This window comes from Paraburkholderia sp. FW306-2-2C-D06C, from assembly GCF_058781505.1.
In genome coordinates, this window is sequence record NZ_JBYSWU010000064.1 from 33,855 (window position 1) to 48,060 (window position 14,206).

Below are 14,206 nucleotides of genomic sequence, written 5' to 3' on the forward strand. Positions count from 1 at the left end.
CGGTTAGGCGGCGGTATCGCTTGAGGACGGCACGGAGATCGAGCCGTACAGCGTGGTGGTCGAACGGTGATCTTCAAACGGCAGAAGGAAACCAACCATTGGCTGACCGTTCTTTCGCGAGTCACTGTTGGTTTTCATCAAGTCCTGCCAGTTGCTAAATTCGTCCGGCAGGAGTTTCGGATCGTTGGTACCTTGGACGTGGCCACCGGAGTGCAGCGCGAATACGCGCTGACGCAGATCGGCAGCATAGAGTTGGCCGGTAGCAGCAATATTGATTTCACTGTCGACAGACATGCTGCGCTGATTCAGGTTGGCGCTGCCTACGGTGATGAACACGTCATCGATGATCATCAGCTTCGAGTGGATATAGATTTCGCGATAAGCCATGTTGTGGTCCGCGTCGGGGCCACTTGTGCGCAGGCGTGCGATACACACTTCAAGACCCAGGGTCCGCTCAAGGTCTTCCGCACTCGGACGATCAAGTACTTCGCCATGCCCTCTGGTAGTCTTGCCATAGACAGAATTGAGCTCGCCCTTGTCCGCCAGATCTCCCTGTTCAGCCATCGATGTACCGGCTCCAAGCAAGGTCAGTGTATCGTAAGTACGCGGCACCATTTCTTCGCGCTCCGGATGTGGAATCACGACGAACAGGTGCAGCTTCGGCATCTCGGTGACAGGCTTGTGCGACGTTTTCATCCAGTCGTTGCAGTGCTTTTGCCGCGTCTTTATCAGATTCCGTGCAAACTCGGGGTAAAAGAAGTACTGGTTCTCGATGTAAATATAGTTGCGGGCGCTACTGGTTGCCTGGAAATAGACCTCCTTGATGGACTTCTCCCGCTCGTGGGGCTGCGTGCGCAAGATCTGAACAAGATGCGCCGGATTTCCCGCCACCTTCGGAATCTTCGCCGGTGGCTCTGGTGGAGTCTGGAACGGAAGCGCCTGACCGAGTGCCTCGGCCCACCCGTTCTCGAAGTTGAAGTGCAGTTGCGCAAGCGCTGGACCTTGGACCCGGCATGCGTAGTCCTGGTAAGGCCGGCCGTGCACATAGTGTTCGTGGCCTAACCCGTGTTGTTCCTCCTGTTTCGACACGCTGTTTTTCAGTCCCTGGTAGAGTCGGGTGGGCAGATTGTCCTTGTCCGGTGCTTTCTGCGTTGACAGCTCGCGGTCCAGCTCGTCCTTGATCTGATTGTCTGACAACACCTCACGCTTGGGATCATCGACCGCATGAGCGGTCCGGTCCCAGTAGTCCGTTACCGAATTCAGTCCCATGACGTAGCCGATCGCCTTGCTTCCGTCGTCGTAGTTGTAGTCGATCAGGACTGGTTTCTGGTGGTGTGTTCCATAGTCTTCCAGTTGACTTTTCTCGTCGGTAAAGCCGTGCGTACTTACGGGCTTGTCTTCTTCAACGGGCGCAGTCGTCAGCAATGCGGTCGCGTCACCGTGTGTGACCTCACGCAGGACGATGCGCAGGCGAGGATTCTTTCCGCTATTGCTTTTGCCGCCCGGCAGATTCTCGGCCCACCAGTCCACACACCACTTATGGCGGGGACTCGTTGCGTCACCGTACGGGTTGTCCTGCCGGAGATGGTGAACAATGGGACCGCTTACCCAGTAATCCTGAACATCTGAGAAACCTGGCATGTTGTTTTGCAGAGCGGAGCCCCGGGGAGTGGACCAAATCAGTAGCCGCACCGTGACAGGGTTCTCCTTGCGCTTCGTGATTTCGTCGAGCAGCTCGCCATAACGGATGCCGCGCGGCCAGGTGCCGCCGTCCCGCTCAAGCTCCATGCCCGGATCGAAACCCCAGCAGACGATGTCCGCCGACTGCTTCGCTTCTCGTAGGTCTTTGGCGATCTGCTTGAATCCATCTTCACCGCAGATCATGAAGCTCAGAGTGTTACGCCTGGTGATCGGGCTCGAGCCGTCTCCGTGTCTCTCCTTGATGTCCCGGTGCTCAACGAGATACTGAAGCGCATTCTTCGCCTGCCGGGTCTGCTCGTCGATAGCGACCTTTGCATGCTTGTGAGTTTTGAGTGGAAACTGGGCCAAGTCTGCGTCCTCATTGATAAATAGGGTAAGCGTCGCGCTCAGGTGTGTCGTTCGCCGCTGTTGCTACGCTGGTCAATGTGATCGGGATCGGCGTCAAGCTCGTTTTTCACACCCAGATCATATTCCGCACCGTTGCTCAACCTGGCCTTATACGCTGGTGTGCCGACCTGGTGATCATTCACAACAATTCGCCCAAACTCGTCTGTGACGCCTTCGCCGATCTTGGCGTCGCCCTTGAACAGCTCGTATGGTTCACTGACAATTTGATGCCCTTCGCCCGGCAATGCCTGTAATGCGAAGTGCAGTTGCTCCTTCTCAGGCGGCAACGCAGGAATGGCCGGCGTGCTCACGCTATCCGGTCCGACGAACGTCCGGCTTGCCGAGTGCACCTCGAAGCCGCCCGACGTACCGTGCTTGATCTGCCCAGCCGTCCAGCGGGTGTAGCTGCCGCCGCCGTTGATCTCAACCTCCTGCTGCGCGCTGATGGTGATCTTGGTGGCCGTGACCGTCACGTTGAGCTTCGCGAGGAGATTGATGCTGTCCTTCAGTGCCTTAATATCGATGTCGCCTGCCGCAGCAATGAGCCGCATGCCCGCCTCGGAGACGAACAGACGCAACGCTTTGCGTGCGCTGGCAAAGAAGCCGCCACCCGTGCTCACCGAGACGTGCTCGCCGGTCGTGACCGCAGTGCTCTTGCCGCTGCTCAGGTGAATCTGCTCCGGCGTGCTGGTGGCGACGCCTGCGGGACTCGCCAGCACCAGATGCGGCTGCTCGAACTGCTTAAGCGGACCGCCGCCCTGGATGGCTTTCGCCTGCGCTTTCAGGGTGCTGGCGACGGTCTTCTGCTCGCCATCCTGTGCACCTGCCGACTGCGCGGATTGCGCGAGGCTCGCGGCCGTGTCCTGGGCGCTCGCCAGTTGGAGGTTCACTTCGTCGACGCTGAACGCATCTCCGGTCGCGCCCGAGCGCGGATGAGTCGTCAGCAACAGCCCGCGCGCACCGCGCACGGCCGCATTTCCGTCGGTGCGCAGCTCCACGCCTTCGCCCCGCTTGTCGCCGCGGCCTGCGGGCTCGGTCACCCGCGTGAGGAAGCCCAGGTGCAGACCACTTTCCAGATGGTCGCTCCGCAGTTGGGTCTGCACCTCGCCCGGCGTATCGTCCTTGAGCCAGACGTTGTTCTGCTGGCCGCCGATTTCCTTGCTGACGAAACCCGACAGGGCCTGCTGGCCAGGCAGATTCCACTGCGGACGGTTGGCGCCGTTCCCGACGCGCCCGGTGATGAGAGGGCGGTCCGGGTCCGCGTCGAGAAACGATACGATCACCTCGTCTCCCGCCCTGGGCAACTGGACGCCACCGAAACCACCGCTCGACCAGGGCTGGGCGATCCGCACCCAGCAGGAGCTGCGCTCGTCCCGCTGGCCGATCCGGTCCCAGTGAAACTGTATCCTGGCGCGGCCCAGTTCATCGGTGTGGATTTCGGCTCCCTTCGGGCCGACGACGACCGCTGTCTGCAGGTGCATGACCGGCTTGCGGTGTTCGAACGGGCTGCGATACGGCACGGTCTTGCGCTGCGCTTCTATCTCGACCGCGAAGAAGCCTTCTGAGCCGTCCGCGTGTGCCGCGTTGAACGCCGGGTTACCCGACTGTGCCGCTCGTGCCGCACCGAGCCTGCCTGCCAGGCTATGCGGAAAGTTCGCGCGGGTGTTTGAGACCGGCAGGTTATTCTCGATCAGCCAGACGACCTCGACGACGGCGAAGCACCGCTGCTCTGAAGCATCGCGACTGTGCTCCGGATGATCGGCCAGTTCGAACCAGCGACCGGCATCCATTCCCCGCACTGAGCCCACGCCATAGAACCGCTTGGCGCCCGACTCCCATTGTTCAATCCGCATCTTCGAGAGGTGATCGCCGCGTCCCTGCTCCAGGTAGGTGTAGGCCCCCGTGTACTCGTACACCTCCAGCTGCTCGGGAAGGTCGCCCTGGTGGGGCATCGTCGGCGTGAGCGTGCCCTTGGGATTGAACTGCGACGACGGGGACTTGTAATCAGAGGTGCGCGTGGTCAGCGTCGTGCTTTGCAATGTCCGGCTGCCCGTCCATTGCACGAGAGCGTCGGCCTCGCTGCGCGTGCCGGCGCGAGAGAACTGGACCTGCTGCGGCGTTAGGGGCTCCAGCGTCTCCAGGCGGTCAGTGATGACGAGCGTATGTGATTTTCCGTTCGGGTCCTGCTTCCAGAATCCGAACAGACCTTCATCCTCGATCACGCGATGAACGAAGTTCCAGTCGTCCTCGTACTGCGTGCAGTAAGACCTGGATGGCAACGGTCCCGATAGCGCGAACTGGAACCGCCCCTGAGCCTGCGGGTGCGTGTTGAAAACGTCCGTGAGGATCTGGTCGGCGGACTTGTCCTGCCAGATCCGCTGGTCGCGACGGAATTTCAGAAAGTGCATCCACGACGCGAAGCTGATCTGGTAACTCGTCAGGCCGCCATCTGCGCCGAGCCGGCGTGCGGCGTGCACGTAGCCATGATGCGGCAGGTAGCTTTTATCGGTCTGCTGGAGCCACAGGGTGACCGGTTGGGCGATCAGTTGCTTGAGCTCGATATCATCCTTCGTCGAGACAAGATCCACCGTGAATTCGAAATGGCGGCCGATGCGCGAGCGGCCGGACACCCGTTGCGGCAGCAGCACGTTGTTGCCCAGCGGGGTGTCCAGTCTGAGCAACCGGTCCTGCTGGATTAAACCACCCTGTATCGCCCGCACGATGTCCTGCGCACTCATGGTCATCCTCTTATTGTTTTATGCTTTCTGGATAATTGGTAATTAATCGGCACTCTCAAGTTCGATTTTACAGACTATTAAAATACATAATGTTAATCAAGTTGAAACAATTGGCAATTTTTTCCTGAAAAGTAGCGCTGGCGATACCAGACGCTTCCTTTCCGGATTCGGACCCGAACCGGCTTCAAACAAATAGGGGTAGTGACCACATAGCCGTCAAAAGTGCCATCTGGCTCGGATTCCTCGATCAATAGGGTGCTTGATGTGCAGGAGACGCCCTATCGAAATCCGGAATCCGGTCTATTGATCGGGTTTTCAGCCACGGCGTGATGCTCTCACTGGACCTTGCCGTATCGAGAGAGAACCCGTCGAATGCCTTATGGATAAAGGCTTTCCGCTACAAACGGCACTTTTGACGGCTATGTGGTCACTACCCCAACATGCAAGAACTCGTCCGTCTGAAGGTCATCCAGATATCTTGTCGGACCATGGTCGTCCATCTGGGCGGCGGAGCCATACTTAAAACTTCGAGTTGTATTTGACTCGCTTACACGCATGGTGCTGCCCTTGACGAAAATTATTTCGTGTCTGCCAATTCATTGAATTTGCGCGACCGGCGTCAAGCGCCGAAACGATCAGGTCCCCGGAACGGCCTGGAAGATCATGATCGGCGTCTAAACCATCCCGTGAGCGACATCCGGTCGCGAGTCGCAGGCAATACTTCGTGCAGCATGTCGGCGGATAGAAACACTGCGAGCCGGCTGCCGACTGGCGAGATGTCCTGCGTGCTCAAGCCCTCAGGATGTAGCCGCAACGCACCGCCGTGCTCAGGCAGCCAGTCCGCATTCAGATAGACGATGACGGACACTGTGCGGCTATCGTCATCGCGAAATTGATCGCGGTGTCGCTGATACGAAGCGCCCGGGGCGTAGCATGCGAAGTGGCTTTCGTATTCTTCGAGTCCCAGAAAGAGCCCGCGATTCAACGCAATGCGCAACATTTCCATGATCGCGAGATACCGGTCGCGGGCTTCGGACTGGCCCGCCTCCAGCCACTGAATCCGGTCGCCGCGCACATCGGGCTGAAGAGAACGTGCCGCGCCCTGACCGACAAGCGCCAATGTGAGCGTCCCGGCCGTCGCAAGCGCTGCACATTCCAGCGCCAGCGCGAGCGTCAAATCCGGCGGGAAAAAATTGTCCTGTTCCGACCAGCCATGGTCATGAATGGCATCCACGATACGTCGATGCTGTTCATCTCCGGGTGCATCGAAACGCGCCGGCGAGTGTGATCGGGTCACTGCTTGTTCCTTCGAACGAAGGTGCTGGGTGGAAATTCGAACGGCCGTCCGGGGCGAGTATCGGCAAGGGGGCTTGATCTGAGCCAAAGATAGTAGCACCGACTTCTTTCCGGTCCTGTGGCCAGCTGTCCTCGCGGTCGCCGCATGTGTCCATGCGTAGATGTGAGCGGCGGTCATTTCGCCGGTGATGGCAAGTGCAGTGAGCATCTGACAAAATCTCAAGAAGAATACTAAGAATGGAGGCAGCTTGCGGACGATCGAATACCGCTTTTCCACCATTTGGCGCATCGATGCGCCAGTGCAGGAAGTTTGGGCAGCAATCCAGGATTCGGCGCGCTGGCCCGAGTGGTGGCATAACGTCGAGCGCGTGGACCAGCTAGAGGCGGGTTCCAATCAGGGCGTGGGCGCCGTACAACGCTATACGTGGAAGGGCTGGTTGCCCTATCGCCTCGTGTTCGATATGCGGGTGACGCGCGTCGACCCGTTGGTCGCGCTGGAGGGGGAAGCCAGTGGCGACGTCGAAGGCGCCGGCCGGTGGAGCTTTTCGACCGACGGACGCAACCTTACCGTGGTCCGCTATGACTGGTGCGTGCATATGAACCGCGCATGGATGAATGCATTGGCGCCGTTGTTGCGACCGGTTTTCCAGTGGAACCACGATGCAGTGATGCGCGAAGGCGGCGCGGCGCTAGCGCGGCGGCTGGACGCGCGGCTGCTTGGCATCGAGCATGGATGAAGCCAGCGCGGCAATGGATTGAACGTCAGGATGGGGTATGCCTCAATTTGACGCTCTCCGTTTCGACACAAACGCGCGGCAACCCGGCCCGGCAAAACCGCTGCGACGCTATACATCTTATAATTGCTCTTAAGCGTCGGCTTACCGGACGACAACCATTGCCGCACGGCGTGCGTCATGCAGGCCGAGGCGCGGCAAACGCAAAAGGGGAAGCGAATGCCTGCGACCGTCTTGTGGCGAGAAAGCGTCGCGTCCCGTCGGCGCACAGTGCTCGAAATGGTATTGTTCGTCGCGGTGATCCTGCTGGCACTAACGGGGGGCTATCACATCGCGTCCGAACGGGCGCAAGTCCAGCAAAAGGCCGTCGCCCAGGACATCGATGACTCGATCGACCGCATCGTCACCGATGCCCGCACTGACGAGCGCAAACTCATGAATCTGGCGGGACGGCCCTGTCCCGAGATCCAGGCGAACCTCACGCTCAGGGACGTGTTCATCCCCTATCGCCGGAGCGCGATGATGGTCCAGGATGGGAACGTGTACTGTTCAACCGTACTCGGAGCGGTGTCCATCCCGCTCGCCACCTATCTGGTTCCATCGGGCGATGCCCGGCAGATCGCCTTTCTCGGCGAAACGCAACCGATACCGGACGTGCCCGTCATGGCGATTTATGCTCCGGTCGACCACCGCCACGGCATCCTGTATATCGTCGAGGGTGTGTACGTTGTGGACATCCTTGCGCGGGCAAAGGCGTCGGGCGCCAGGAGCGCGTCGGTCTCCGACGGATCGGGGGCCACCCTCACCAGTGACGGACGCTTCTACAGGAGCACTGCCCGCGCGTCCAGCATGGGCGACATCCTCGTCCAGGTGCAGAGCGACGCCGACAGGCTGCGCACGGACCTGATCTTGACCGAGATTGTTGCATTGTTCGTGGGACTCTCCCTGTTCGCCGCACTGCTCGCCGGCTATATCGCTGGTTGCACGCCCCGTCAACGGCTGGAACGACAGGTCCGCGCGGGTTTGCGGCGCAATGAGTTTTACGTTGAATACCAGGCGATCGTCGACCTGCAAACCGGACGCTGGGTCGGCGCCGAGGCCCTGTTGCGCTGGAAACATCCGCGCCTCGGCCTCGTGATGCCGGGGAAATTCATCGGCGAGATAGAGATGACGTCCGTGATTGCGCCTTTAACGGATTTCGTGCTGGCCACGGCGCTGGCCGAACTGCAGGCCTGCGCCCTCCCGGACGGGTTCCGGGTGAACGTCAACCTGGCACCGAAGCACATCGAAATGCACTGTTTTCCGCACGACATCGGTTCGACGCTCAAGCGAAGCTCCTCCCGCTTTGAGGTCGTACTCGAGATCACTGAACGCGGGTTGCTGCGGGGGCTGGTGGCCAGCCATGACAATCTGATGAGCCTCAAGGTTCTTGGCGTCAAATTCGCTGTCGACGATTTCGGAACCGACAACAGCAACCTCGCGCTGTTACAGCACTTCGCCTTCGACTACATCAAGATCGACCAGCGATTCACCGCTGGCGTTGCGAGCCACGCCCGGCAGCTCGTTGAAGGCATTGCCTATCTCGCGAACAAGCTGGACCTGACCGTGGTGGCGGAAGGCGTCGAAGAAGTTGAGCAGCGCGACGCCCTGAAGGAGATCGGTATCAGGTTCGCGCAAGGTTTTCTGTTTCAGCGGCCCGCAAGTATTCTTGAGTTCGAGCGGATGTACCGCCATTCAACCCATGCCATGTCGCAAGCGGTGGCGTCCTGACCGGCATGATCGAGGCTGAAATTGTCAGCGGACGACTCTACGGATCCATTCACCCGGCGGCTCGGCCGATCCTTTGCCTGTCTCGAACACTTCGGCAACGCGTGCCTGCCATTGCTTCTTCCAGTCCGTTATCTGGTTCGGATGGATATCAAGCTACTGAGCGAGCTCTGCCAATGTCCTGTCGCCCTTGACCGCAGCTAGTGCCACCTTCGCCGTGAACGCCGGCGAGTGCGCACGTCGATTTCGTTTCGTCATCTTCTGGTTCCTTGTCGCCGGCGGACATGGTGAAAGTGCAACGAGCCGATGTGGTTTTGCCGATATCTCCTGGTCCTTCACAACAGCGGGAGAAGTCAATGCTTCGTGAGCCGTTTCGCTGGTCAGAATTCTGAAAATAAGCGATTCGCATGCGATGTAATAAATATTTCTCATTAACAGGTTAGAAGCGGCCCTGCCTGAAAAAGACAATGATTACCTATAAACGGAATATTCAAATATGAATTGGGACGCTGCGCGGTGCCATTGATTGGACTGCCAATTCAGACATCGGGTGCGCGGCCAGATCGACCTGGGCCATGCCAGTCAAGGCTTTCATGGCCTCCGCACCGGCATCGCGAGGGCAATGCGTTGTCGTCGATATGCAGACTAAATAGACAGACAAATCAAAAATGTACTCCGCATATTGCAATTGAAAATTGTGCGGTTATGATGACGTCTCCGTAAGGATTTCCTGAGCGCGCTTCGCAAAGGCGAGGAAATATTTGCCGCCATTCGGCCGCGGAGAAGGTAATTAATGCCCGCGGCGCAGACAGACTAAATCGAGGAGACGATATGCTGAGTCCCCATGAATTCGCCACCCTAATGCTCATCAAGGACGCGCCGGATCAGATCGAACTGGGCCGCGCCGAGCTCGACACGCTGCTGGAGCGTCAACTCATAGCACTGGAACGCCTCGCGTCGGGCCATCCACGTCCTCATGTCACAAGCGAAGGCGCTTCCATTCTCAAGGCGGTCGCGCGCAGGCGCTAGGAATTGCGGCGCGCACCGCTGCATCACGCGGCGAGCGCGCCGAAGAAAAGGTAAGCGAAGTAGCTTTTGTTGGACTGTAATGCGTAGTGCCTCTTGCTGTAACGACCCTCCGAAGTATTCGCGACGCATGCTGCCTGGCAGGCGTCCTTGCGCTTCGGGCCATCCATCATCGCCATTCGCCGTGCTACATCCGGTCGACCGGGGTTTCGCGCGGCGAACTGAATCCTGAGGAATTTCAATAATGGCTCTATCGAGTCCCGAGCAAATCGCCGCATCACAGAAGGCCAGCCTCGACGCATTCTTCGGGTTGACCGGCAAGGTCTTTGAAGGCGTCGAAAAACTGGTTGCGCTGAACCTGCAGGTCGTCAGGTCCACGCTGGCGGAATCGCAGGAGAACCTGACGAAGGCGCCCGGCACAACAGACCCGCAGCAGTGGTTCACGCTGCAAGCCGGTTTCGCCGCGCCTTTCGCGGAGAAATCACTGTCATACGGCCGCCAACTCTTCGACATCGCGTCAACCACGCAGGCTGAGGTCGCGCAACTCGCCCAGACGCAGTACGAACGGTATAACGCACGCGTGCAGGCACTCGTCGAGGAAGCGGCGAAGAGTGCTCCCGCGGGTTCCGAAGCGGCGATCGCCGCGTGGAAGTCCGCGATCAGCGCCACCACCACGCTGTGCGAATCGCTGCAGAAGACGGGGCAGCAGGCCGTGGAGATGGCCGGGACCAATCTCGAAGCCGTCACGGCCTCAGCGTCCAAGGCCGCCAAACGTAGTGCCGCCGGGTCGGCTGCCGTAGTCGCGAGCGCGAAGCACTAAGACTCACGCGGGCAGCGATGCCCGCGTTTCCGGTTCAATGCTGATATGTAGGATTCCTTTTATTCACTTTGGATAAGAATCCGGCATTTCAATGCATCCAATTTTTGACTGAAGGCAGTGTTGCTCCAGACGAGCACGCCGCCGGTATTTGTGAGGACGATTCGATGGCAAAGCAGATCGCGGTAGTAACGGGTGGCATGGGTGGACTGGGCGAGGCGATCAGCATCAAGTTGCATGACGCCGGTTATGCGGTCGTAGTCACCTATTCGCCCGGCAACACCGGTGCGAACGAATGGCTCACACGCATGGAAGCCGAGGGACGACAGTTCCGCGGGTATGCGGTCGACGTCGCCGACTACGACTCGTGCGAAAGATGCATGGCGCAGATCAGCGCGGAAGTCGGACCGGTCGACATCCTGATCAACAACGCCGGCATCACGCGCGACGCCAGCTTCAAGAAGCTCGACAAGGTTAATTGGGACGCGGTCATCCGGACCAATCTCGATTCGGTGTTCAACATGACGAAGCCGGTGTGCGACAGCATGGTCGAGCGTGGCTGGGGCCGCATCATCAACGTGTCGTCGATCATCGGCTCCAAGGGCGGGTTCGGTCAGACCAACTATGCGGCGGCGAAGGCCGGCATGCATGGCTTCACGAAATCGCTGGCGCTCGAGGTGGCGAAGAAAGGCGTCACTGTCAACACGATCTCGCCTGGCTATATCGCGACGAAGATGGTGATGGCGGTGCCCGAGGAAATTCGCGAGACGAAGATCATTCCGCAGATTCCGGTCGGCCGGCTCGGGCAGCCCGACGAAGTCGCCGCACTCGTGCTGTACCTGTGTTCGCGCGAAGCGGGCTTCGTGACTGGAGCCAACATCGCGATCAACGGAGGGCAACACCTGCAGTGAAGCGGATAGGTCTGCAATGGAGGTTCCAATGAGCGAAGCAGTGGCAATCGTTGTGGGTTCGTTCGTACTGGCGATGGCACCCGTGTTCGTCGCCGCTCATTATTACCGGGAGCAAATGCGTCGAAAACGGCTCAGACAACTGGATCACCATCACGACTGGCCGCACTGGAGCAACGCCCGGCATTGAACTACTGCGTTCGCTATCCTGTTATTGCGGTATCGAGGGTGATCGCATCGTTGCCTGAATGGATGGGCACATGCGTTTCATCAGTGAACGCGCACTGGCAACACCTACGCGATGGCTGCCGCCGCGTCGTACGCCATGGCGGTAAACATCGATTCGCGCGACGATGAAACGGCGATATCTTGTGACTGGGCTGCGGCGTTTTCAGACGCGGTGGCCACCCTCGGATTCTGCTGGTCCTCTCAACCAGCAGATTCCCCTGAGCCAAGGCTTCACCGCCTTGGTTTTTTTGCGCCCGGCATGGGCGCACTCTTGTGGGTGCAAGGCGATGTAAGAAACGGGGATGGCAGTTCTCTGGAGGCTGCCACACGCCTTGGGCCGACTGTGGAAGGGAAGCAGGCCTGGGTTCGGCCAAACCGCTTCGACATCGAACTTCCGAGTCCGGGGCCAGGAACGGTCCGTCGTCAACGGTTCCTGTACGTCCGTTCACGAGAAATGAACCGACCTTCGCTGCAGCAACGGCCACGCGGCCAGTCCGCCGGAGAGGTCCCCGGTCCTTTTCATTTTCGGCCTTCCTGGTATTCAATCCTTGATGCGCCGAACACGTGCACAACGCGATGACGGCGAGCGTCCACTGGCGCGCCCAGAATCTGCGAGCTCGCACCACGGCGGTGCTATCTGCGCGTACTTGTGGCCGCCCAAATTCCCCCACTGAATGGAGCGGGACAACGGGGTTATTTAGCTCGCTTTCGTTTTGCACCCAAGGGTTTCGGCGGCTTCCTTCAGTCCGTAACGGCGACCGTCGAACTCGAAGCGGCTCTCCGGTCTCGCGAACTGTTCCTGCCGGGCCACGAGCGCGGAAGCCTTGGGACGGATTCCGCCGGGTTCCATGCGCTCTCGCTGGTGTTCTCCACCCACTCCGGCACTGCGTCCGTACCGAGCCGGAACACCGCGATGGCATCGTGTAAATGCCTTGCCTGCTCCTCGAGCGAACCGGCCGCCGCTGTCGCCTCCTCCACCAGTGCCGCGTTCTGCTGGGTGACTTCGTCCATCTGCATGACCGCGCGGCTCACCTGCTCGATGCCGCTGCTCTGCTCGACCGACGCCGCCGAAATTTCGCCCATGATGTCCGTGACCTGCTTGACCGCCTGCACGATCTCTTCCATCGTCTGGCCTGCCTGCGCCACCATTGCCGAGCCGTCCGCCACTTTCCCCACCGAGACTCCGATCAGTTCCTTGATCTCTTTGGCCGCCGTCGCGCTTCGTTGCGCCAGCGTGCGCACCTCCCCGGCCACCACCGCGAAGCCCCGTCCTTGCTCGCCCGCGCGCGCGGCTTCGACCGCCGCGTTGAGCGCCAGGATATTGGTCTGGAACGCGATGCCTTCGATCACGCCGATGATGTCGACGATCTTTGTGGAACTGCTCGAAATGCCGTGCATGGTCCGCACCACTTGGCCCACCACCGAGCCGCCTCGCCCGGCGATGTCCGACGCGTTCACCGCCAGTTGGCTCGCTTGCCTTGCATGGTCGGCGTTTTGCCTGACGGTGGCGGTCAACTGCTCCATGCTCGACGCGGTCTCTTCGAGCGAGGCCGCCTGCTGTTCGGTGCGTGACGACAGGTCGGTATTGCCCGCCGAAATCTGCTGCGTGGCCGTGACAACGGCGCCGGTCACCTCCTGAACCCGCCCCACGGCGCGGGCCAGACCGTCTTTCATGCCTTTGAGCGCGCCCATCAACAGCCCGGTCTCATCGTTCGACTTGACCTCGATCGAACCTGTAAGATCGCCATCGGCGACCGCTTGCGCCACCTGTACGGCCTCGCCCAGCGGTCGTGTGATGCTGCGGGTGATCCACCAGGCAAAACCGATGCCGATCAGTATCGCTCCCGCCCCCAGCGCCATCACCAGGATGCGCGCCGAGTCGATGGCACGGCTGGCCTGCGCGCTGGCAATGGCCGTTTGCTGGCGCTGCAGTGCAACCATCGCCTTGATGTGATCCTGCAGTCGATCTAGCGCGGGGAGCGTCTCGTTGCGCACCAGTTGGGTCGCCTCGTCGCGTTGCCCGTCCTCCAGCAATTTTCCGATCCTGGAGAAAGACGCCACATACTGCGCACGGGTTTCCCTGATTTTTGCAAGAAGTTCCTTCCCCTGCGCCGACGCAACCCGTTGGTCCAGCGTTGCGATAGCCGCATCGATGGTTTTTTTGTTGTCCTGGGTCGATTCGTGAATCCTTGCCACGGATTCCTTGTCGGGCGCGATGAACAATTCCAGGGTATTTCTGGCGTTCGCGCGGGTGCGTACGTTGATGATTTGAACCGCGTCAAACTTTACGCGGCGGTCGTCGATTTCGCGGTTATTGTCAGAGATACTCGCGAGGCTGGTCGTCACCACCGTGACCACCATGGCCAGAAGCAATAGAACCAGCCCGAACCCCACGCCCAAGCGAGCGCCAATTTTCATGTTTGTGAAGGACATCGTGCCATTCCCCTGTTTGATGGCCGGACACCGTTGTTAACGACCGGTTGGCGGTGTTCTTGATATTTTCTCGGCGAGTTGAGTCATCTCAGTTGTAAGCACTCGATCTGTACCGTCTGTTCGTAATGGCGGGACTGGGGCAATCTGATTCCCATCAGATGTGATGGGGAT

10 protein-coding genes and 1 pseudogene are annotated in these 14,206 nt (G+C 59.7%); 6 read left to right on the top strand and 5 right to left on the bottom strand.

What is annotated here, in order from left to right:
- Window positions 1-3 precede the first annotated feature (3 nt).
- From AC3WLT_RS32585 to AC3WLT_RS32595, 3 genes are all read right to left on the bottom strand, one after another.
- Window positions 4-2,049, bottom strand: coding sequence for a phospholipase D-like domain-containing protein (locus tag AC3WLT_RS32585; RefSeq protein ID WP_492595731.1), 2,046 nt, complete (start codon window positions 2,047-2,049; stop codon window positions 4-6).
- Between the two features lie 38 nt (window positions 2,050-2,087).
- On the bottom strand, window positions 2,088-4,826 hold the full coding sequence (locus tag AC3WLT_RS32590; protein WP_492595732.1) for a type VI secretion system Vgr family protein: 2,739 nt from the start codon (window positions 4,824-4,826) through the stop codon (window positions 2,088-2,090).
- A 661-nt stretch (window positions 4,827-5,487) separates the two neighbouring features.
- Window positions 5,488-6,411, bottom strand: a complete 924-nt coding sequence (locus AC3WLT_RS32595; protein WP_492595733.1) for a 2OG-Fe(II) oxygenase — start codon at window positions 6,409-6,411, stop codon at window positions 5,488-5,490.
- Here AC3WLT_RS32595 and AC3WLT_RS32600 point away from each other — a divergent pair.
- Complete coding sequence (locus AC3WLT_RS32600) at window positions 6,371-6,859, top strand: SRPBCC family protein (protein WP_492595734.1); 489 nt, start codon at window positions 6,371-6,373, stop codon at window positions 6,857-6,859. The two genes, AC3WLT_RS32595 and AC3WLT_RS32600, sit on opposite strands and share 41 nt — an antisense overlap.
- A 216-nt stretch (window positions 6,860-7,075) precedes the next feature.
- Window positions 7,076-8,626, top strand: coding sequence for an EAL domain-containing protein (locus AC3WLT_RS32605; protein ID WP_492595735.1), 1,551 nt, complete (start codon window positions 7,076-7,078; stop codon window positions 8,624-8,626).
- 63 nt (window positions 8,627-8,689) lie between these two features.
- Here the strand turns inward: AC3WLT_RS32605 and AC3WLT_RS32610 are convergent.
- Window positions 8,690-8,881: pseudogene (locus tag AC3WLT_RS32610) on the bottom strand (transposase); the annotation flags it as partial.
- A 573-nt stretch (window positions 8,882-9,454) separates the two neighbouring features.
- On the opposite strand from AC3WLT_RS32610, the gene AC3WLT_RS32615 reads away from it, so the two are divergent.
- From AC3WLT_RS32615 to AC3WLT_RS32630, 4 genes are all read left to right on the top strand, one after another.
- On the top strand, window positions 9,455-9,652 hold the full coding sequence (locus tag AC3WLT_RS32615) for a hypothetical protein (RefSeq protein ID WP_492595736.1): 198 nt from the start codon (window positions 9,455-9,457) through the stop codon (window positions 9,650-9,652).
- Between the two features lie 241 nt (window positions 9,653-9,893).
- On the top strand, window positions 9,894-10,469 hold the full coding sequence (locus tag AC3WLT_RS32620; RefSeq protein WP_492595737.1) for a phasin family protein: 576 nt from the start codon (window positions 9,894-9,896) through the stop codon (window positions 10,467-10,469).
- A 164-nt stretch (window positions 10,470-10,633) separates the two neighbouring features.
- Window positions 10,634-11,377, top strand: coding sequence for an acetoacetyl-CoA reductase (gene phbB, locus AC3WLT_RS32625; protein WP_492595738.1), 744 nt, complete (start codon window positions 10,634-10,636; stop codon window positions 11,375-11,377).
- A gap of 28 nt (window positions 11,378-11,405) precedes the next feature.
- A complete protein-coding gene (locus tag AC3WLT_RS32630; RefSeq protein WP_492595739.1) occupies window positions 11,406-11,564 on the top strand; it encodes a hypothetical protein in 159 nt (52 codons plus the stop codon).
- 779 nt (window positions 11,565-12,343) lie between these two features.
- On the opposite strand, the gene AC3WLT_RS32635 is transcribed toward AC3WLT_RS32630, so the two are convergent.
- Entirely contained in the window at window positions 12,344-14,035 is a 1,692-nt protein-coding gene (locus AC3WLT_RS32635; RefSeq protein ID WP_492595740.1) for a methyl-accepting chemotaxis protein, read from the bottom strand.
- Window positions 14,036-14,206: the final 171 nt, after the last annotated feature.

What these genes read in the sequence shown, in the direction of transcription:
- AC3WLT_RS32590 (WP_492595732.1), bottom strand. Translation starts at nt 4,826, where the DNA reads ATGAGTGCGCAGGACATCGTGCGGGCGATACAGGGTGGTTTAATCCAG.
- AC3WLT_RS32595 (WP_492595733.1), bottom strand. Translation starts at nt 6,411, where the DNA reads ATGCGCCAAATGGTGGAAAAGCGGTATTCGATCGTCCGCAAGCTGCCT.
- AC3WLT_RS32605 (WP_492595735.1), top strand. Translation starts at nt 7,076, where the DNA reads ATGCCTGCGACCGTCTTGTGGCGAGAAAGCGTCGCGTCCCGTCGGCGC.
- AC3WLT_RS32615 (WP_492595736.1), top strand. Translation starts at nt 9,455, where the DNA reads ATGCTGAGTCCCCATGAATTCGCCACCCTAATGCTCATCAAGGACGCG.
- AC3WLT_RS32620 (WP_492595737.1), top strand. Translation starts at nt 9,894, where the DNA reads ATGGCTCTATCGAGTCCCGAGCAAATCGCCGCATCACAGAAGGCCAGC.
- phbB (WP_492595738.1), top strand. Translation starts at nt 10,634, where the DNA reads ATGGCAAAGCAGATCGCGGTAGTAACGGGTGGCATGGGTGGACTGGGC.
- AC3WLT_RS32630 (WP_492595739.1), top strand. Translation starts at nt 11,406, where the DNA reads ATGAGCGAAGCAGTGGCAATCGTTGTGGGTTCGTTCGTACTGGCGATG.
- AC3WLT_RS32635 (WP_492595740.1), bottom strand. Translation starts at nt 14,035, where the DNA reads ATGTCCTTCACAAACATGAAAATTGGCGCTCGCTTGGGCGTGGGGTTC.